Source organism: Moritella sp., assembly GCF_033791185.1.
Classification (GTDB): Bacteria; Pseudomonadota; Gammaproteobacteria; order Enterobacterales; family Moritellaceae; genus Moritella.
Map to the genome: position 1 here is coordinate 1 of NZ_JASJHF010000185.1, position 18,989 is coordinate 18,989.

The 18,989-nt window shown below is 41.6% G+C and carries 16 protein-coding genes and 3 pseudogenes; 8 read left to right on the forward strand and 11 right to left on the reverse strand.

Annotated elements, in window-relative coordinates; all coding sequences use genetic code 11:
* From QNK26_RS11060 to ybaK, 4 genes and pseudogenes are all read left to right on the forward strand, one after another.
* Positions 1-370 (forward strand): annotated as a pseudogene (locus tag QNK26_RS11060) (tryptophan synthase subunit beta); the annotation flags it as partial.
* Positions 370-1,176 (forward strand): tryptophan synthase subunit alpha, encoded by an 807-nt coding sequence (gene trpA / locus QNK26_RS11065; RefSeq protein WP_319222926.1) that lies wholly within the window; start codon positions 370-372, stop codon positions 1,174-1,176. The pseudogene QNK26_RS11060 and the gene trpA, both read left to right, overlap by 1 nt.
* Positions 1,177-1,321: 145 nt before the next feature.
* On the forward strand, positions 1,322-3,196 hold the full coding sequence (locus QNK26_RS11070; protein ID WP_319222928.1) for a monovalent cation:proton antiporter-2 (CPA2) family protein: 1,875 nt from the start codon (positions 1,322-1,324) through the stop codon (positions 3,194-3,196).
* Positions 3,197-3,231: 35 nt separating this feature from the next.
* Positions 3,232-3,702: a Cys-tRNA(Pro) deacylase gene (ybaK, locus tag QNK26_RS11075; RefSeq protein WP_319222930.1), complete on the forward strand. Its 471-nt coding sequence runs from the start codon at positions 3,232-3,234 to the stop codon at positions 3,700-3,702.
* Positions 3,703-3,797: 95 nt separating this feature from the next.
* Here ybaK and QNK26_RS11080 read toward each other — a convergent pair whose 3' ends face one another.
* The 8 genes and pseudogenes from QNK26_RS11080 to lrp form a co-directional block, all read right to left on the reverse strand.
* On the reverse strand, positions 3,798-4,796 hold the full coding sequence (locus tag QNK26_RS11080) for a porin (protein ID WP_319222931.1): 999 nt from the start codon (positions 4,794-4,796) through the stop codon (positions 3,798-3,800).
* A 360-nt stretch (positions 4,797-5,156) separates the two neighbouring features.
* Entirely contained in the window at positions 5,157-6,443 is a 1,287-nt protein-coding gene (serS, locus tag QNK26_RS11085; RefSeq protein WP_319222932.1) for a serine--tRNA ligase, read from the reverse strand.
* A gap of 145 nt (positions 6,444-6,588) precedes the next feature.
* A complete protein-coding gene (crcB, locus tag QNK26_RS11090) occupies positions 6,589-6,972 on the reverse strand; it encodes a fluoride efflux transporter CrcB (protein WP_319222933.1) in 384 nt (127 codons plus the stop codon).
* Between the two features lie 60 nt (positions 6,973-7,032).
* Positions 7,033-8,370, reverse strand: coding sequence for a replication-associated recombination protein A (locus QNK26_RS11095; protein ID WP_319222934.1), 1,338 nt, complete (start codon positions 8,368-8,370; stop codon positions 7,033-7,035).
* Positions 8,370-8,990 (reverse strand): outer membrane lipoprotein chaperone LolA, encoded by a 621-nt coding sequence (lolA, locus tag QNK26_RS11100; protein ID WP_319222936.1) that lies wholly within the window; start codon positions 8,988-8,990, stop codon positions 8,370-8,372. Before lolA ends, QNK26_RS11095 begins: the two co-directional genes overlap by 1 nt.
* Positions 8,991-8,993: 3 nt before the next feature.
* A pseudogene (locus QNK26_RS18830) lies at positions 8,994-10,478 on the reverse strand (DNA translocase FtsK); the annotation flags it as partial.
* 666 nt (positions 10,479-11,144) lie between these two features.
* Positions 11,145-11,654 (reverse strand): annotated as a pseudogene (locus QNK26_RS18835) (DNA translocase FtsK 4TM domain-containing protein); the annotation flags it as partial.
* A 167-nt stretch (positions 11,655-11,821) separates the two neighbouring features.
* Entirely contained in the window at positions 11,822-12,316 is a 495-nt protein-coding gene (gene lrp, locus QNK26_RS11110; RefSeq protein WP_319222939.1) for a leucine-responsive transcriptional regulator Lrp, read from the reverse strand.
* A gap of 450 nt (positions 12,317-12,766) precedes the next feature.
* Here lrp and trxB point away from each other — a divergent pair, with 450 nt between their 5' ends.
* The 4 genes from trxB to infA all read left to right on the forward strand — a co-directional run bounded on the left by trxB (position 12,767) and on the right by infA (position 15,557).
* On the forward strand, positions 12,767-13,723 hold the full coding sequence (gene trxB, locus QNK26_RS11115; protein WP_319222941.1) for a thioredoxin-disulfide reductase: 957 nt from the start codon (positions 12,767-12,769) through the stop codon (positions 13,721-13,723).
* A 58-nt stretch (positions 13,724-13,781) separates the two neighbouring features.
* A complete protein-coding gene (aat, locus tag QNK26_RS11120) occupies positions 13,782-14,510 on the forward strand; it encodes a leucyl/phenylalanyl-tRNA--protein transferase (protein WP_319222943.1) in 729 nt (242 codons plus the stop codon).
* 10 nt (positions 14,511-14,520) lie between these two features.
* Complete coding sequence (locus QNK26_RS11125) at positions 14,521-15,204, forward strand: arginyltransferase (RefSeq protein WP_319222945.1); 684 nt, start codon at positions 14,521-14,523, stop codon at positions 15,202-15,204.
* Between the two features lie 134 nt (positions 15,205-15,338).
* On the forward strand, positions 15,339-15,557 hold the full coding sequence (infA, locus tag QNK26_RS11130) for a translation initiation factor IF-1 (protein ID WP_006032603.1): 219 nt from the start codon (positions 15,339-15,341) through the stop codon (positions 15,555-15,557).
* A gap of 69 nt (positions 15,558-15,626) precedes the next feature.
* On the opposite strand, the gene QNK26_RS11135 is transcribed toward infA, so the two are convergent.
* From QNK26_RS11135 to QNK26_RS11145, 3 genes are all read right to left on the reverse strand, one after another.
* The gene (locus QNK26_RS11135) at positions 15,627-15,917 is read right to left on the reverse strand and encodes a YeaC family protein (RefSeq protein ID WP_319222949.1); all 291 of its coding nucleotides are present in this window, start codon (positions 15,915-15,917) and stop codon (positions 15,627-15,629) included.
* Between the two features lie 188 nt (positions 15,918-16,105).
* Positions 16,106-17,155, reverse strand: coding sequence for an endonuclease/exonuclease/phosphatase family protein (locus QNK26_RS11140; protein WP_319222950.1), 1,050 nt, complete (start codon positions 17,153-17,155; stop codon positions 16,106-16,108).
* Between the two features lie 320 nt (positions 17,156-17,475).
* Positions 17,476-18,903 (reverse strand): glyceraldehyde-3-phosphate dehydrogenase, encoded by a 1,428-nt coding sequence (locus QNK26_RS11145; RefSeq protein ID WP_319222951.1) that lies wholly within the window; start codon positions 18,901-18,903, stop codon positions 17,476-17,478.
* Between the last annotated feature and the right edge of the window lie 86 nt (positions 18,904-18,989).

Below are 18,989 nucleotides of genomic sequence, written 5' to 3' on the forward strand. Positions count from 1 at the left end.
TAACGGTATTTTCTTTGGTATGCACTCACTATTAATGCAAGATAGTTATGGCCAGATCCAAGAGTCATACTCTATATCCGCAGGTTTAGATTTCCCATCGGTTGGTCCACAACACGCCCACTTATATACCTCTGGTCGTGCTCAGTACCCATCAGTAACCGATGATGAAGCATTAGCGGCATTCCAGTTATTATCATCAAGAGAAGGTATTATTCCTGCGCTCGAATCATCTCACGCATTGGCTTATGCCCTGCAAATGATGGAGCAGGATATGGATAAAGAACAAATCTTAGTGGTTAACTTATCAGGACGTGGCGATAAAGATATCTTCACTGTTGCCGATATTATTGAAGGTAAAGGAGCATTATAATGGGACGTTATCAACAAGCTTTTGCTGAGCTAGCAGCAAAGAATGAAGGCGCTTTCGTTCCTTTCGTAACGATCGGCGATCCAAACCGCAAACAATCAATGGCGATCATCGAAACGCTCGTGGCAGCGGGTGCAGATGCCTTGGAACTGGGTATTCCATTCTCAGATCCAGTGGCTGATGGCCCGACGATCCAAAAAGCCACAACGCGTGCATTAAACGCTGGTATCAACCCAGATATTTGTTTTGAAATGCTCACCGAGATCAGAACCAAATATCCGCAAATGCCAATTGGTTTGTTACTGTATGCCAACCTTGTTTACGGCAATGGTACCGATAAATTCATGCAAAAAGCGGCTGCCGCTGGTGTTGATTCATTATTGATTGCCGACGTACCGGTGCAATACGGACAGCAATTTAAAGAAGCGGGTGATAAAGTCGGTATCGAAAGTATCTACATCGCGCCGCCAAATGCCGATGATGCAACGCTGCAACAAGTTGCTGAGCAAGGTGCTGGTTATACTTACCTACTTAGCCGTGCAGGTGTAACGGGCGCAGAAACTAAAGCTGAAATGCCAGTGGGTCCATTATTGGCAAAACTGAAATCGTTTAATGCTGCGCCATGTTTACTGGGTTTTGGTATTTCATCACCAGAGCAAGTTAAAAAAGCCATTGAAGCTGGTGCTGCTGGTGCCATCTCCGGTTCAGCAATTGTCAATATCATTGAGAAAAATCTAGGTGATAATACGCAAATGCTACAAGACTTAGCTGAATTTGTGACGCCAATGAAAGCGGCGACACGCGCGTAGCCTAATATAAACGAAACATAACGCTTTACCAATTAAGCCCTTAGTGCCTATTATTATGACTATCGCATCATAGTAGGTCACTGGGGCTTTTTTAGTGCCAAGAATATTTACTGAATAACTCTCTCCGAAGAAACAAGGAAGCACCATGACAGGTTATTTCATTCAAGCATTTATTTATCTGTTTGCAGCCGTTATCGCTGTGCCGATTGCCAAACGCCTTGGCCTCGGCTCGGTACTCGGTTATTTGATCGCAGGTGTGATTATCGGCCCTGTTATTGGCTTAGTAGGTAGTGAAACAGCCACTATTCAGCATTTTGCCGAATTCGGGGTCGTGATGATGCTATTTCTCGTCGGGCTCGAACTAGAGCCGCGTATGCTCTGGGACATGCGCCATCGTCTTATTGGCTTAGGCGGTTTACAAGTCGGCTTAACCACAGCGGCTGTGATGGGTATCAGTCTTGCGCTCGGTTTAGACTGGGGATTGGCTCTGACCATAGGGTTGATATTCTCATTGTCATCAACCGCGATTGTATTGCAAACCTTTAACGAAAAAGGCCTGACCAAAACTGAAGGTGCACGCTCTGCATTCTCAGTGTTGTTGTTTCAAGATATTGCCGTGATCCCGATGTTGGCGTTAATTCCATTATTAGCGATTCCAGAATTGGTTGAACAGGCGAAAAATGCGGTACAAGCTGCGAGTGCACAGCATGAAGAGTTATCCCTCGTTGCCAATATCTCAGGTATTTATTATGCCTTAGTGATTATAGTGGCGATCACAGGCGTGATCGTTGGCGGTCATTATCTAAGTCGTCCACTGTTTAAATTTGTCGCCAGTTCTAAAGTTAACGAGATCTTTACTGCCACCTCATTAATGCTAGTGATCGGTATCGCCGCTATCATGAATTTAGTTGGTCTGTCCCCTGCCCTTGGCGCCTTCTTGGCCGGCGTAGTATTAGCAAGCAGTGAATTTAGACATCAGCTTGAAGCGACTATCGAACCTTTCAAAGGCTTGTTATTGGGCTTGTTCTTTATGACCGTTGGCGCTGGCATCGACTTCGCTATTTTGTTTAACGACACCGTGACTATCGTCTCAATCACGCTCGGTTTAATGTTAGTAAAAGCAGCAGTATTATTTATTTTGACAGTGGTATTTAAAATCAAAGGCAGTGACCGCTGGTTACTGGCGCTGAGTTTAGCCCAAGCCGGTGAGTTTGGATTTGTATTAATCGGCTTTACTGTTAACAACCATGTGTTACCCGTTGACCTTGCACAAACCTTATCCTTGTCTGTCGCGCTGTCGATGTTCTTAACACCGGCGTTATTTATCTTTTATGATCGCGTGATCTTACCGCGCTACATAAATAAAACTAATCAACAAGAAAGTGACGATATCGAAGAACATGGCGATGTCATCGTCGCAGGTATCGGCCGTTTCGGCCAGATTGTTAACCGTCTATTAGTTGCCAACGGCGTGAAAACAGTGGTACTGGATCATGACGTTAATATGATCGAAAGAGTACGATCATTTAAAATGACAAGTTACTTTGGTGATGCAACCCAACCTAGCTTGCTTGAAACCGCTGGCATAGCTAACGCCAGCTTATTTATCGTTGCCATTGACGATAAAGCCAGAGCAGTTGATCTGGTGCGTTACATCAAGCAGCATTACCCACAGGTTAAAGTATTAGCGCGGGCTTATGACCGTGGACACGGTTATTCGTTACGTCACGCAGGGGCTGAGCATGTCGTCAGCGAGACCTACCATTCAGCATTAGTACTAGGCTCGCAAGCACTGACTAACCTTGGCTTTAGTGAACAACAAGCAAAAGATGTCAAACTCACCTTTAAAGCAATAGAGAAACAAAGTAAAAAAACTTTATACCAAACTTGGTTGAATAATAGTGAAGATGATAAGTTTAATACCGCTTATCGAGACCTGTATCTACAGCTTGAAGATAGTTTAGCCGAGGTAATGAAAAATAGAGATAAGTCTGAAAAACCAATAAATTATGATATTTAGAAATAAAACGACACAGCAAAGGTTGAATGAATAGTATGACTCCAGCAGTAAAATTAGCTAAAAAGGCAAAAATAGCCCATAAAACCCATGAGTATAAGCATGATTCAAACGCTGGATCTTATGGCTTAGAGGCAGCAGAAAAAATGGCTGTCGCTGCTGAGCGTATATTCAAGACCTTAGTGGTAGATGTGGGAGATAAAAAACTGGTGGTTGCCGTGGTACCCGTCACCGCGATGCTCAATCTAAAAGCCATCGCCAAGGCTGCGAAAGCCAAGAAAGCAGTGATGGCGGATAAAGATGATGTAATGCGCTCTACAGGTTATGTACTTGGTGGAGTCAGTCCCTTAGGACAAAAGAAGCGCTTACTCACCGTCATTGATAGCTCTGCAGAAATACATGAGACTATCTATGTCAGTGCTGGTCGACGTGGTTTGGAGATCGAACTTAGCCCGTTAGACTTAAAGCAGTTAACCCAAGCTGAGTTTGCCGCTATTAGTAGTGAATAACGATTAGCAACGACTCTCTTTTATAAAAATAAAGCCCTGTAGATCGCTCTACAGGGCTTTTATGCGCACTTAAAGAATAAATAATAAGAAATTAACTAAAAGTCATATCTTGCAGCCATGTGCAACTGGTCTTCATTACCATCAACGCCATCAATAACATACTCAGCCACCAATCGGAAGTTGGGATTAAACTTATAAGCAAGACCCAGCGCGGTTTGATCAACCGTATTGTCATTTAATGTATCGGTATCACGCTGTTTATAAGTAACCGTGCCCGTTAGCTTATCTAAGCTATAAGCAAGAGAAAACTCATAGGCAATCCAGTCATTAGCATCTTTAGCGGCTGCTGTATTAGGTGTGTCAACAGAGGTACTATCTCCCACAATCGATGCGGTTAAGCCCTTAAGTTTATAACGCGCAGCGACGAGAATAGTGGATCGATCATAATCTAAATTAGCGGTATAATTTTCCGTCATGACACCAGTATAGGTGGCTCCTAACTCCAGACCAAAATCAAAACCATAAACACCACCAACAGCATAACTTGATTGGCTCTCATCGCCACTACCATCATCACTGGATTCCGGCTGCACATGCGCCACTAAGTTAAGGTTATCATCAAGCATCTTAGCTTCAAGTTTTAAAATATTGGTTTGTCGATTTAAATTGCCTAAAGCAGGGTTCCCCGAATAATTAGTCGTACCAGCATCAGCCCAATCAGCAATAATTTCATCCGCAGCATAGTTACGACCAAAGGTTAATTGCCCGAGATTATTTCTCAATCCGGCATACATCAAACGCGTTTTAGATTCTGAATTAGCATCACTGTTGTCGCGAGATTCAAATTGCATTTCAATATGCCCAAGCGCAGTTAAATCATCCGCTAAAGTTGAAGATGCTTTAAAACCGGTACGGAAATAGCTATCTGAACGACCATCACTTTTTGCATCTTTACCATCTTGATAAATATAAGCCGCGTAAGCTCGACCATACAAATCAACCTGATTAGCATCATCTTTGTACACATTCACTGTGGCGTGTGCAGTAGGAACAAGACTCGCAAGTATTGCAGTGACTAACAATGTCTTTTTCATGATTCTTCCCTGTCTATTTAAGCTCGTTTGATTCAAAGTAAGTGTTTATTAGCCATACCGCTGGCTAATAAGTAAATGTTAGTTCTTTTCTGTGAAATTGACGTCACAGCAGGCAGTTTTATGCCAAACAGTGACCCGCACCGCAGTATTAATGGCAATGAGTTATAAACAGTGAATGATTAGCAAGAAAGCGAGGATACGGACAGATAAAATAGGTAATGTTTGCATACAGATCTGAATCTATAAGAGAGGATTTAGGCGTTTACTGGGACTGGTTTAGTTGTGAATAAAAAAACCCAGCAGCTCGCGCTACTGGGTTTTTATTTAATCATTGGTCATTAGCTAAGTGATCGCAGCTTATTAACCTAGGTGCGTTAGACCGCCCATGTAACCTTGCAGTACTTCAGGTACTTCAACACGACCGTCTTCTAGCTGGTAGTTCTCTAGGATCGCTACCAATGTACGACCTACCGCTAAACCAGAACCGTTTAGCGTATGTAGCAGTACAGGTTTCTTACTGTCTTTAAGACGTGCACGCGCTTGTAGACGACGTGCTTGGAAATCTTCACAGTTAGATACTGAAGAAATTTCACGATATGTTTTCTGTGCTGGAACCCATACTTCTAGATCATATGTTTTAGCAGCGCCAAAGCCCATATCACCAGTACATAGTGTCACTACACGGTATGGTAAGTTAAGCTTGATCAAGATGTTTTCAGCGTGCTGACGCATCTCTTCAAGTGCTTCATATGATTTTTCAGGATGTGCTAATTGCACCATCTCTACTTTATCAAACTGATGTTGACGAATTAGACCACGTGTATCACGGCCGTATGAACCCGCTTCACTACGGAAACAAGGCGTGTGCGCCGTTAAACGTACAGGTAGATCCGCTTCTTCAGTGATAGTATCACGGGCTGTATTTGTTACCGGCACTTCCGCAGTAGGGATCAGGCTTAGACCTTGACCTTCTTCTGTCGCAGGTTTAGTGTGGAACAGATCTTCACCAAATTTTGGTAGTTGACCAGTACCGTATAACGAATCAGCGTTAACAAGGTATGGTACATATAGTTCTGTATAACCATGTTCTTCGGTGTGCGTATCAAGCATGAATTGCGAGATAGCGCGGTGCATACGTGCAATTTGACCACGCATAACAATGAAACGTGAACCGGTAATTTTAACTGCGTTTTTAAAATCTAGACCGTTAAGTGCTTCGCCTACATCAACGTGATCTTTAATTTCAAAATCAAATTCTTTTGGTTGACCCCAACGCTTTAACTCTACATTTTCATCTTCATCTTGACCTAGTGGTACCGATGAGTGTGGTAGGTTTGGTAGCGATAGTGCAATATCTTCAATTTTTGTTAGTAACTCAGCTAATTCAGCTTTAGCTGCATCAAGCTCTTCGCCTAATTTGCCAACTTCCGCTAATAGTGGTTGAATATCTTCACCACTTGCTTTTGCTTTACCAATGGATTTCGAACGTACGTTACGATCATTCTGTAATTGCTCTGTACGGATCTGTAATGCTTTACGTTGTTCTTCTAATGCTTTAATTGTATCAACGTCTAGTTCAAAACCACGGCTCGCTAAACGCTGTTTAGCTTCTTCTAAGTCTGCTCGAAGAAATTTAGGATCTAACATTATTTACCTACTCTGCTTGTTTTATTTCTACCTTAGTGCTGTTTCCTTGCACTTGGTTAGAAATGTCTGTTGGTATTATTAACACATATTATTTTAACGTGTATTTACTCTTTCATCACGGTTTTTATACTTAAAATACGGCTATTTATGCTCTAAATACTAAGCGCATACCTAAATATGCAACAAAAATACACACGAACACGTTTAAAGATACATTTAGACCTGCTTTTAACCACTGACCATCTTGTAACAGCAACAATGAATCCATCGAAAATGTCGAAAATGTCGTCAGCGCCCCGAGGAAACCGAGCCCAATAAGTTGGCGCCAAGGTGTTTCAGCAATCAGATTGTCATCGAGTAAGGCAAATAATACCCCCATTAATAACGAACCTAAAATATTAACGACAAGGGTACCGTAAGGAAACCCCTTACCTAGCACTGCTGTCGCTGTTTGCGCAATAAAAGTCCGCAATACCGCTCCGGTTGCACCGCCAAGTGCCACAAAACCGTATAATGCTAAATTATTCATTAATAGTACCCTGCTTTATTCATTGATAGCTCTGTACTTATTTAATTGATAGTACGGTGCTTATTTATAACGTTTTCGAGGACTGTTGATATCAAGTTGGTGGAGGTAATCAAGCTTTTGCTTAATTTGTTTTTCAACACCGCGATCAACAGGGTGGTATAACTTAGTACCTTGTAATGCTTCCGGCATATAACATTCACCGGGGGCGTATGCGCCCACTTCATCATGAGCATAACGATAGTCATCGCCATAGCCAAGATCCGACATCAGCTTAGTCGGGGCATTGCGTAAGTGCATCGGTACATCAAAGTCTGGTTGTTCTTGGACTAACATTTTAGCGTGCGAAAAGGCGGTATAAACCGAGTTACTTTTAGCGGCAGATGCAAGATACACTATCGCTTGGGCAATCGCTCTTTCACCTTCATAAGCACCAACGCGGCTAAAACAATCCCATGCCGATACTGCAACTTGCATTGCTCTTGGGTCGGCATTACCAATATCTTCAGAAGCTATCGCCAACAAACGTCTGGCCACATGTAATGGGTCACAACCACCAGCAAGCATACGTGCAAACCAATATAATGCCGCATCTGGTGATGAACCACGGATAGACTTATGTAATGCCGACATAAGATCATAATAAAGCTCACCTTTATTATCAAAGCTATTCACTTTACGACCCACGACTGACATCAGTCTTTCCAGCGAAATCAGCTTACCTTGCCCCTCGTCTTCAGCCATATCATTTAACAGTTCAAGGTAATTTAGACTCTTTCTAGCATCACCATCAACCAATTCGCAGAGTTTTTCTTTTACTCCCGCTGCAAAATTAAACTTAACATTCGCCAGCCCGCGTTCATCGGTTAACGCTTGCTCAACAACTTGCTGTATTTCACTTGGTGTTAATTTTTTCAGTACATAGACACGCGCACGTGATAACAGTGCGTTATTCAATTCAAATGACGGGTTTTCAGTCGTCGCGCCAATAAATATAATGGTGCCATCTTCGATGTGCGGTAAAAATGCATCTTGTTGGCTTTTATTAAAGCGATGCACTTCATCGACAAATAAGATCGTGCGGAAACCTTGAATCGCATTATCTTTGGCTTTTTCTATCGCTAAACGAATATCTTTAATACCCGAGGTAACGGCATGTACACGCTCAACTTTGGCATCACAGTAATGAGCAATCATCTCTGCGATAGTCGTTTTACCTGTACCTGGTGGCCCCCATAAAATCATCGAATGGGCATGGCCAGCCAGTAGTGCACGATGTAAGGGTTTACCTTCACCGAGAATGTGTGTTTGACCGATATATTGCGACATTTTCTCTGGTCGCATTCTAGCTGCTAGCGGTTGAAAATCAGGACTAAAATCAAGTGACATCGTATTGTTCATTAGCGTTGGTCATCTATATCGGTATCTTCCGGAATGATAAAATTAAACAACGCAGGATCCATCTTGTTCATTGTTTTATGATTAGTTAGCGCGAACAGACTGTTTTGACCTTGCTGCTCTTGCACTGAAAACTGGGCTATTTCGCCATCTTTAAACTGTAAAGTGAACACCGCAGCTGCAGCGTCATTTGGGGTAATAACCGTATATATACCCGCTTTTTTGGTTACTCGATAGGTTTCCCATAATGCTGGCTCTGCGCCTGCAATAAGCATGAAAGGCGTATTGGCAATGGCATCTTTTAATGAATAAATACTGACTTGCTCGACAAACGGATTATAAAACCACAGATTTTCACCATTCGATACAATGAGCTGTTCATCAGGTGACATCGTTTCCCAACGAAATTGGTTGGGGCGCTGCAATTGCATGGTACCTTGCGCCGTGGCTAAGTTATCACCTTCGACCGACGTTACGACTTGCGTAAAGTCTGCACTGAAAGGCTTTAACTGACTCAGTTGGCTTTGTAGTTCTTCTTTTACGCTTTGCGCGTGCGTTAGCATTGAAGCAGTCATTAATACTGCTGTGGCGACTATTTTTTTAAGTGACATTTTGTTTCTCATCAATTAATCCTTTGGTGGCGGTGGCGCCAATACTTCTCGATTACCGTTATGTCCCGGTGAACTCACAATGCCCTGCACTTCCATCTCTTCGACAATACGTGCAGCACGGTTATAACCGATTTTAAATTTACGTTGTACGCCCGATACTGAACCTCGACGCGTTTCTGTTACATGATATACCGCTTGATCAAATAACTCATCGACATCTGACGAACCTTCGGCGACTTCACCAGGTAATAAACTATCAGCAGTGGTTTCACCGTGTAAAATTTCTTCAATATAATTGGGCTCACCACGTAGCTTCCAATCTGCGACCACACGGTGTACTTCATGGTCATCGACAAATGCGCCGTGCACTCGAATTGGCACACTGGTACCCGCTGGCTGATACAACATATCACCCATACCAAGCAGTGTTTCAGCGCCGCCCTGATCAAGAATAGTACGAGAGTCAATTTTACTCGATACTTGGAACGCGATACGCGTTGGAATATTGGCTTTAATTAAACCAGTGATCACATCCACAGAAGGACGTTGGGTTGCTAAGATCAAGTGAATACCAGCAGCACGGGCTTTTTGGGCAATACGTGCGATTAACTCTTCAACCTTCTTACCCACAATCATCATCATGTCAGCAAACTCATCGACAATCACCACGATTGCCGGCAGTTTAGTCAGTGCTGGAGCGGTCGCATCCATACTATCACCCGGTTTCCACAAGGGATCTAGGATTGGCTGACCGGCATCAATTGCCTGTTGTATTTTACTATTAAAACCAGCCAGGTTACGAACTCCAACCGCGGATAATAATTTATAACGACGTTCCATTTCCCCCACACACCAACGCAACGAATTCGCCGCATCTTTCATGTCGGTAACAACTTCAGTTAATAAATGTGGGATACCTTCATAGACCGAAAGTTCCAACATTTTTGGATCGATCATGATCATGCGTACTTCTTCTGGTGATGCTTTATACAGCAAACTCATGATCATCACGTTCACACCAACGGATTTACCCGACCCCGTGGTACCAGCTACCAGTAAATGTGGCATTTTAGCCAGATCAACCACCACAGACTCACCGGCAATATCATGACCTAATACCATTGATGTTTTTGACTTAGCGTCCATAAATGATGGACTCGACATCACATCCGACAGGAATACGGTTTCTCTGTATTTGTTCGGTAGTTCAAGACCAATAACTGATTTACCAGGGATAACTTCAACAACACGTACACTCATCGCTGACAATGAACGGGCTAAATCTTTCGATAATGCGGTGATCTTACTAACTTTAATACCCGGTGCCAAATCGAGTTCAAAGCGCGTGATAACGGGCCCAGGGTGGATATCAACCACTTTCGCTTTAATATTAAACTCAAGTAACTTCACCTCAACTAAATGAGCGACGTGATCAAGTTCTGCTTGCGAGATCGGATTGGCTTTTTTATTCGGTTTATCTAATAATTCTAAACCCGGGAGTAAGGTGACCGGTTTTTCTTTAAATTGCAGTGGATTGGTTGATACCACTTGGTCGCCAACAATTTCAAAGCCATTGTCAGTGCCGTTATTATTAATCTGGAATACTGGCGCGAGAACCGGTGCGTCTTGCTGAACCGTATTCTGCTCGACGTTTTGTTCGACTGTCTGCTGGCTTAAGTCCGCAGTATCAAAATGGTTCCCATCAATAACATTACTGTTATCGAATTGAGAGCCATCATTATCATTCAGTGTATTATTAGCCTGATGATTAACCGATGTACTAGCAAATTCTGAATTATCAAACTCTGGCATATCAAATGCCGACATTGACGGTTCTTGTCGTGCTGTAGCGCTATCTACCGCGCTAAATGACATATCTGATACGTGAAGGTATTCATCAGCAGGTGCAGTATTTATATCTGCAGCGGTTTGCTCAAATGCTCTGGTATCCGCATGCGCTGCGACGACTCTTGACGATATTGACTGTGGCGCATCTTCATCTGCAGTTTCCACAAGATCTTCGTTTACCGATTTCGTTGACCGGCGTTGGCTTAATGTTGTTATTTTGTCGATAATAAATTGGCCAATATTGATAACCGTCGCGCCAAGCATGTCGACAATAGTTAACCACGAAATACCCGTTAATAAGGTAAAACCGATGGCAACAAAACTCAATAAAATAAGCGTAGAGCCTAATACCCCAAACAGTTCACTGATTGCTTGCTCAACCACATCCCCCACTAAACCGCCCGATGAGAAATAATACAAGTCATCAAAGTTAACCGAAGCCAATCCGCAAACACCAATTAGCAGCAATAATGCACCGATCATCCGTAAACCGACGGTAAAAAAATCTATTTCATCAAGCTGTCTTGGTCGCCAAAATATAAACCAAGTTAAAGATACAAATGCCAATGGTATCGCATATGCGTAAATGCCAAAGGTAAAAAATAATACGTCACCGAACCATGCGCCTAATGAGCCTGCCGCATTTTTGACTGGGCCTTGCCAGCTGGTTTGCGACCATGAGGGATCGGCAGGATCAAAGCTCACCAATGCAACCATTGCATAACAAGCTATGAAGGTTGAAAAAATGAATCCGACTTCGAAAACTCGCTGAATACCAGATAATGGCGCAAGGTATTTAGATGGAATAGCTAAATTAAATTTGTTCATCTTGATTTATGACTCTTGAAGGCGACGATGGTACGTTATCTATGAGCTATCAACTTTAAATAAATGCTAGAAACAAAACAAGCGGCAATGAGCCGCTTGTTGATTATTTATCACTTTATTTGCGTAAATCGAGGATTACGCGAAAAGATTATGTGCAATAAGTTAAATTAACGCGTTTTAATAACTAAACGGTTACTTTGTTTTACTTCTTCCATCACAACATAAGTACGTGTGTCATTAACCCCTGGTAAACGTAATAACGTTTCGCCCAGTAAACGACGATAAGCTGACATATCAGATACACGTGTTTTTAATAAATAATCGAAGTCGCCAGATACTAAATGGCATTCTTGAATTTCTTCAAGTTCTTGAACAGCTTTGTTGAATTGCTCAAATACATCTGCAGCACCACGGTTTAAAGTGATTTCAACAAAAACAAGCAATGAAGCATCCAGATATTGTGGATTTAGGATTGCAGTATAACCTGTAATATATCCTTGGCGTTCTAAGCGACGTACGCGCTCTAAACATGGTGTAGGGCTTAAGCCTACACGTTTCGACAACTCTACATTGGAAATTCGGCCGTCTTTTTGCAATTCATTAAGAATATTACGGTCGATTCGATCTAGTTCCTTCATTGGTCGAGTTTTTACTTCCATCATTATTGTTTCCGCCCTTTTACGTCCCAGTAAAACTTTGTTTTTCAAATAATCCATTCATTTGAATACGCAATAGTTAGAACCAACTTAAAGTGCTAGCTAAATCCTAACCAAAATTATAATAGCCTACAATAATTCAATTTACGAGTCTTATGTTATGCTTTCACCTCTATGGAGAAACATAATATTTACAAAGACACCACTTGCATAACAATAGGCTAACATCGATGTTTTATCTTACAACCATCGAAATAGACGTTTCGTTGGCTTAATCTGACATTAACAGAACATTAGGCCCATTGAAAGTACAGATATGCAAAACATATAGCTGAATCGCGGTTTTCACTATTTTTGCATTATTATGCATTTTAAAATTATATTTTTACTCTGCTATTTACCCCGCGCCACAAAGTTTTTACAATTGACCTCAATTATTGGTATTAAGGAATCGTAATGAGTAATACAAAACACTGCCGTCTACTTATATTAGGCTCAGGTCCAGCAGGATATACCGCAGCGGTTTATGCTGCTCGTGCAAATCTAAACCCAGTAGTCATCACAGGTATGCAGCAAGGTGGTCAGCTAACCACAACAACGGAAGTTGAAAACTGGCCTGGTGATGCAGAAGGTCTAACGGGTCCAGCACTGATGGAGCGTATGAAGGCGCACGCAGAGCGTTTTGAAGCTGAGATCATTTTTGATCATATCAACGATGTTGATTTATCAGTACGCCCATTTAAGTTAAAAGGCAATGATGTTGAGTACACATGCGATGCATTGATTATTTGTACTGGCGCATCGGCAAAATACCTTGGTTTACCTTCAGAAGAAGCATTCAAAGGCCGCGGCGTATCAGCTTGTGCTACCTGTGATGGTTTCTTCTATCGTAACCAAAAAGTTGCGGTTGTTGGTGGTGGTAACACCGCGGTTGAAGAAGCGCTTTACCTATCAAACATCGCCTCTGAAGTGCACTTAATTCACCGTCGTGAAGAATTCCGTAGTGAAAAGATCTTAACCAAGCGCTTACAAGAAAAAGTAGCCGATGGTAATATCACCCTGCACCTGAACAAAACACTTGATGAAGTATTAGGTGATGACATGGGTGTAACCGGTGTTCGTATACGTGATACACGTACTGACGAAGCCAGTGAATTTGATGTAATGGGTGCCTTTATTGCTATCGGCCACCAACCAAACACGGACTTATTCACTGATCAATTAACCATGAAAGATGGTTACTTGAAAGTAAACTCTGGCACAGAGGGTTTCGCTACGCAAACCACTATCCCAGGCGTATTTGCTGCGGGTGATGTATCTGATCATATTTATCGTCAAGCGATCACCTCAGCAGGAACAGGCTGTATGGCAGCATTAGACGCTGAACGTTTTCTTGATGGATTAGGCGATTAATCCGTTTATTCTACTAAGGTGATACCCTCGGTATCACCTTTTTCAAGGCCTACTCGACATGCCAATCTACTTACCAGAACTTAATCACGACGTCACCAACTTCCCAGCGGTCCACAATGCTTTAACCGACCCAGACGGTTTACTGGCGATGGGGGGCGATTTAACCCCTGAACGACTAGTTAACGCTTATCAGCGTGGTATTTTTCCTTGGTTTGAAGACGATCAACCAATCCTATGGTGGTCACCTAGTCAACGCATGGTATTAACCCCTGGTACCATGCATATATCACGCAGTTTAAAAAAAGCTTATCGCCGCCAAAACTTTAACCTTTCTATCAATCTCGCATTTGCAGAAGTGATTGAGTCTTGTGCTGCACCGCGTGAATATTCGAGTGATACTTGGATAACTGACACCATGCGAAATGCCTATTTACAACTGCACAAGATGGGTTTTGCGCATTCTATTGAAGTATGGCAAGACGAGCACTTAGTGGGTGGGTTATATGGTTTATACATAGGTGATATTTTCTGTGGAGAGTCAATGTTTCATCGCGTAACCGATGCTTCTAAGATCGCCTTCATCGCCTTACAACAACATCTGGCTAATATCGGCTGTAAGCTGATCGACTGCCAATTACATAATGAGCACTTAGCGTCACTAGGGGCACAAGAAATTAGTCGCGAAGCTTTCATTAAACAGCTAAACCACAGTAACGTCACCGAAAATCCCCTGCAGTGGCGGCCCCAAGCGCTTGTATTAGACTTAATGAGTAAGGCCAATACATAGGAAGCACAATATGATTAAAGTCGCCTTAACACCCCCGATGCCCTGTAGTTACCTAAATGATCAGCAAGAACAAATTTTCGTGGTACAAGATGACGCATTACACAACCCTGCGAGTTATGAAATGCTATTATTGAATGGCTTTCGTCGTAGCGGTAATGACGTATATCGACCACACTGCCAAACCTGTCAGGCATGCCAATCAATCCGTATTAATAGCCAGGTCTTTAAGCCAAGTAAAAGCCAGAAACGTCTGCTCAACAAAAATAAACATCTAGCAATGCGGGTGAGCCACCAGCCACAACCGCATTACTATCCGTTATACGAGCGTTATATTAATACGCTGCACAGCGATGGCGCTATGTTTCCAGCCAGTCAATCGCAGTATGATGGCTTTATTAATAGCGCTTGGTTACAGCCCTCTTTTCTGGAGTTTTATCAAGATGACGTGCTCATCGCTGTCGCCGTCACAGATGTTATGCCAGATAGCATGAGTGCCATGTATTGCTTCTACGACCCAGATTACCTAACTAATTCCTTAGGCACTTATGCTATTTTAAAACAGCTGGAGATCGCCAAAACTAATGGCAAAAAATGGTTATATCTGGGTTACCAAATAGATCAATGTAGTAAGATGAATTACAAGATTAAATTTAACCCACATCAACGCTTAGTTGCAGGAGAATGGCAAGGTTAATTATGGCAAAGAGTCAATAATAAAGCGTTTTAAAAATAAAACGTAAATATCTTACCTATAATATATACAGGCCAGTGTAAATCTGGCATCATCTTGCGGTCAAATATAGCTATAATTAAATTTTAAGAGGACTCATGGCAAAAGAAGACAGCATTGAACTACAAGGTACAGTTCTAGATACACTTCCTAACACAATGTTTCGTGTTGAATTAGAAAACGGCCACGTGGTTACTGCGCATATCTCAGGTAAAATGCGTAAAAACTACATCCGAATTCTTACTGGTGATAAAGTAACTGTAGCACTAACACCTTACGATTTATCTAAAGGTCGTATCGTCTTCCGTGCCCGTTAATCACGAGCCTCTAAAAAAACCAGCGTAAGGCTGGTTTTTTTAGGTCTGCGATTTATCCAATTCTACTGATTATTCTACATCAACGCGTAAAATTTCTTCTTCCTGCGCCGCTTTGTTCTCTCTAAACTGCTTCTTTAACACCGCTTTTTTAAGCATAGCGATCTCACCATCTGTGCCAATGGTAAAATGTTCCGGCTGCGTATTAAATCGTGACTGATACAGCATCACAGCTTGCAGTGAACTATCTTTTTGTGCCTGCGTTAATATCACACCATTTTCCCACTTACCAAGCTCTACGGCCGTCTTAAGCTTTTCATACACTTCTGGCGTCATGCTCTCAAGCAACTTTTCAACTGACATCTTTACGTCCTTGGTTAAATATCGAGATTCTAAATACCAGTAACCCTACTATAGTTACTCGAGTATTAAAACAGTTACCCCAGCATTAAAATGCCTAGATGCGCGCTAATACCAATTAAGGAAGCAGAAGACAAAAAAAAGCCACTCACCTAAGTGAACGGCTTTATAAATGCGAGTTTAGCTGTTTATTATTTGAATCTAAATTTCGCTTTAACAGGGTTATGATCAGAAAATTTAAAGTCCATGCTCACTGTTTCTGCTGAAACAAGCTCTAGGTTGGGCGATACGATGAAACCATCAATAACACCGACTTGTGCGGTACTCGCGTTATATGGTGCATTTAACAATCGGTATGTAGGCTGCGTATCATCAAAAATAAACTGCCAACCTACGCTTAAGTAATCTTTGTCGATAAGATTTGGTAAGTACAGTTCAGGATGGTATATCGGATATTGATCATTCGCCGCTGTTGGGAACATTTGATTAAAATCACCGCCAGCAACTACATAGTTACCAGCCGCATATTCTGATTCAATTAATTTTTTCAGATCAGCTAATTGAACCGCTCTTAATCCACCATCATCATAAGCAGACAGATGTAGATTAACCACGATTAATTTTGCGTCGCTATCTTTGATTGAAATTTCATTGACAGAAAGTGCACGATCTAAATGCATGATTTTTTTTGGCCAAGAATAATTAATATCAAAACCAATTCTTGTCGAATCATCAATTTTAAACTTGCTGAAAGTAGAGATTCCAGCTTCAACATTACCGATCATATCTGGAAAAGGGTATGCTAAGTACAATACTTTAAAGTTAGTCGCAAATGTTGATGAGTAGTCACTCAGTACACTTTTAACACGCTCATGCATATTATTGTTATGCGCCCGTTTTGATTTAATATCGACCTCTTGCAGTAGATATAAATCAGAATCATCTTCAGCGATATAATTGGCAATACCAGTGAGGTTGTTCGCTGTCGTCTCTGCACTTGGCGTAACACTTTTACCACCATCTAGGAAGAAGTCTGTGTCACTGCTTAACCCACCATAACCTAGGTTCCAGGTTGTAATTGAAAACCCATCTTCAACCATTACATCAGAATTCGATGTAATGTCATTTTTCGTCACAATATCAGGGTCATAATCAAGTACGGTTAACAGCATAACAAAAGCTGCAAACAGTAAAGCAATAAGGGCAACGAATTTCCCTAATAAAATACTAATTTTTCTCATGTAAAACTTCCCTCAACAATAATAAATGCCTATTTCGATTCAATCCTGAAACGATACAAACCACAATAAATAAAACTGGCAACACTAAATACCTATAATTAGAATAATAGCACTAATTTATACTTGGGTAATTTTAGAAGCTTTTTATATTTCAATTGTTTAGTGAAATGAGGGGAAGATCGGCTTTCGATATACAAATGCTCATTGTTAAGCTTTATTACGGACAAGGAAAACAAAAAAGGAAAGCCAAATGGCTTCCCTTTTTGTTAGTTGTAGCGACTAAGCGCTTGGAACAACATAAGTCTTAACGTCATTCTTGGTTAAGCGAACTCATGCATATCTATACCCGCCATTTTTTGCATGACGCGCAGTACCTGACAGCTATAACCAAACTCATTATCATACCAAACGTATAATATAGCGCGGTTGCCTTCAGCAATCGTTGCTAATGAATCAACGATACCAGAGAAACGGCTACCTACCATATCAGTAGATACTAATTCTTTCGATGTACTGAAATCGATTTGGTTGTGTAATGGCGAACTTAACGACATTTCTTGTAAGTAGCTGTTAAGAGATTCTCTTTCAACTTCTTTTTCAAGGTTTAAGTTAATGATTGCCATTGATACGTTTGGTGTTGGTACTCGGATAGCGTTACCAGTCAGCTTACCTTTTAATTCAGGTAGTGCTTTTGCAACAGCAGACGCTGCGCCTGTTGACGTTAATACCATGTTCATTGCAGCGCCACGGCCACGGCGATCACCTTTATGGAAGTTATCAATCAAGTTTTGATCATTAGTATATGAATGCACAGTCTCTACGTGACCATTGCTAATACCGTATGCATCTTGAATTGTTTTTAGTACCGGCGTGATAGCATTCGTTGTACAGCTTGCTGCGGATACGATGTTATCTTCAGGTAAGATATCGGTGTGGTTAACGCCATAAACGATATTTTTAATGTCGCCTTTACCCGGTGCTGTTAATAATACTTTTGCAGCGCCAGGTGCTTTTAAATGCAGACCTAGGCCGTCAGTATCACGCCAGATACCCGTGTTATCTACGACTAAAGCATTGTGAATACCATGAGCAGCGTAATCAATCTGATCAGGACCATTTGAATAAAGGATCTTAATGTAAGTGCCGTTAGCGATGATGGCATTGTTTTCTTCATCAATATCAATCGTGCCATTAAACTGACCATGTACTGAATCACGACGTAACAGTGATGCACGTTTTTCAATATCACCAGGACCGCCACGTACAACGATTGCACGTAAACGTAATAAGTTGCTCTCACCTGTTTTATCAACCAGTAAACGTGCAAGTAGACGACCGATACGACCAAAACCATACAGTACTACATCACGAGGTTCAGCTGGTGTATCGCTATTTAATGCAGGTGCTAATTCAGCACGTAAGAATGCGTCGATACCAGTAGAGTCTTCGTTTTCGCCCCAATAGCGAACAGCCAAACGGCCTATATCAATTTGAGCGTTACTAATCGGTAATTCACTGATCACTTGTAGTAATGGGAAAGTTTCAGTGAAACGTAAAATACGTCCTTCATGACGCTTAACTACACGGTGTGCTTTTTGAAGATCAATTGCTGTTGCATTTTGTAGTGGGCGGCCATAAATTAATACTTCAACGCCTTTATTACGATACAACTTTCCTAACAACGGTAGCATAGACTCTGCGAGTTCTTGGCTCTCTTGCCAATTTAATAAATGACTTTCAGATGGCATCTCTTTTCCCTTTTAATCACAACTACATGTAAGAAACATTAAAATAACAGCAATATAACCAACAGCTGACATTCAATCAATTTGAT

Excerpts from the sequence above, each read along its gene's own strand:
- QNK26_RS11125 (WP_319222945.1), top strand. The coding sequence starts at position 14,521 with ATGATTAAAGTCGCCTTAACACCCCCGATGCCCTGTAGTTACCTAAAT.
- trpA (WP_319222926.1), top strand. The coding sequence starts at position 370 with ATGGGACGTTATCAACAAGCTTTTGCTGAGCTAGCAGCAAAGAATGAA.
- ybaK (WP_319222930.1), top strand. The coding sequence starts at position 3,232 with ATGACTCCAGCAGTAAAATTAGCTAAAAAGGCAAAAATAGCCCATAAA.
- QNK26_RS11070 (WP_319222928.1), top strand. The coding sequence starts at position 1,322 with ATGACAGGTTATTTCATTCAAGCATTTATTTATCTGTTTGCAGCCGTT.
- QNK26_RS11140 (WP_319222950.1), bottom strand. The coding sequence starts at position 17,155 with ATGAGAAAAATTAGTATTTTATTAGGGAAATTCGTTGCCCTTATTGCT.
- QNK26_RS11145 (WP_319222951.1), bottom strand. The coding sequence starts at position 18,903 with ATGCCATCTGAAAGTCATTTATTAAATTGGCAAGAGAGCCAAGAACTC.
- crcB (WP_319222933.1), bottom strand. The coding sequence starts at position 6,972 with ATGAATAATTTAGCATTATACGGTTTTGTGGCACTTGGCGGTGCAACC.
- serS (WP_319222932.1), bottom strand. The coding sequence starts at position 6,443 with ATGTTAGATCCTAAATTTCTTCGAGCAGACTTAGAAGAAGCTAAACAG.
- QNK26_RS11095 (WP_319222934.1), bottom strand. The coding sequence starts at position 8,370 with ATGAACAATACGATGTCACTTGATTTTAGTCCTGATTTTCAACCGCTA.
- QNK26_RS11080 (WP_319222931.1), bottom strand. The coding sequence starts at position 4,796 with ATGAAAAAGACATTGTTAGTCACTGCAATACTTGCGAGTCTTGTTCCT.
- aat (WP_319222943.1), top strand. The coding sequence starts at position 13,782 with ATGCCAATCTACTTACCAGAACTTAATCACGACGTCACCAACTTCCCA.
- trxB (WP_319222941.1), top strand. The coding sequence starts at position 12,767 with ATGAGTAATACAAAACACTGCCGTCTACTTATATTAGGCTCAGGTCCA.
- lolA (WP_319222936.1), bottom strand. The coding sequence starts at position 8,990 with ATGAGAAACAAAATGTCACTTAAAAAAATAGTCGCCACAGCAGTATTA.
- lrp (WP_319222939.1), bottom strand. The coding sequence starts at position 12,316 with ATGATGGAAGTAAAAACTCGACCAATGAAGGAACTAGATCGAATCGAC.
- infA (WP_006032603.1), top strand. The coding sequence starts at position 15,339 with ATGGCAAAAGAAGACAGCATTGAACTACAAGGTACAGTTCTAGATACA.
- QNK26_RS11135 (WP_319222949.1), bottom strand. The coding sequence starts at position 15,917 with ATGTCAGTTGAAAAGTTGCTTGAGAGCATGACGCCAGAAGTGTATGAA.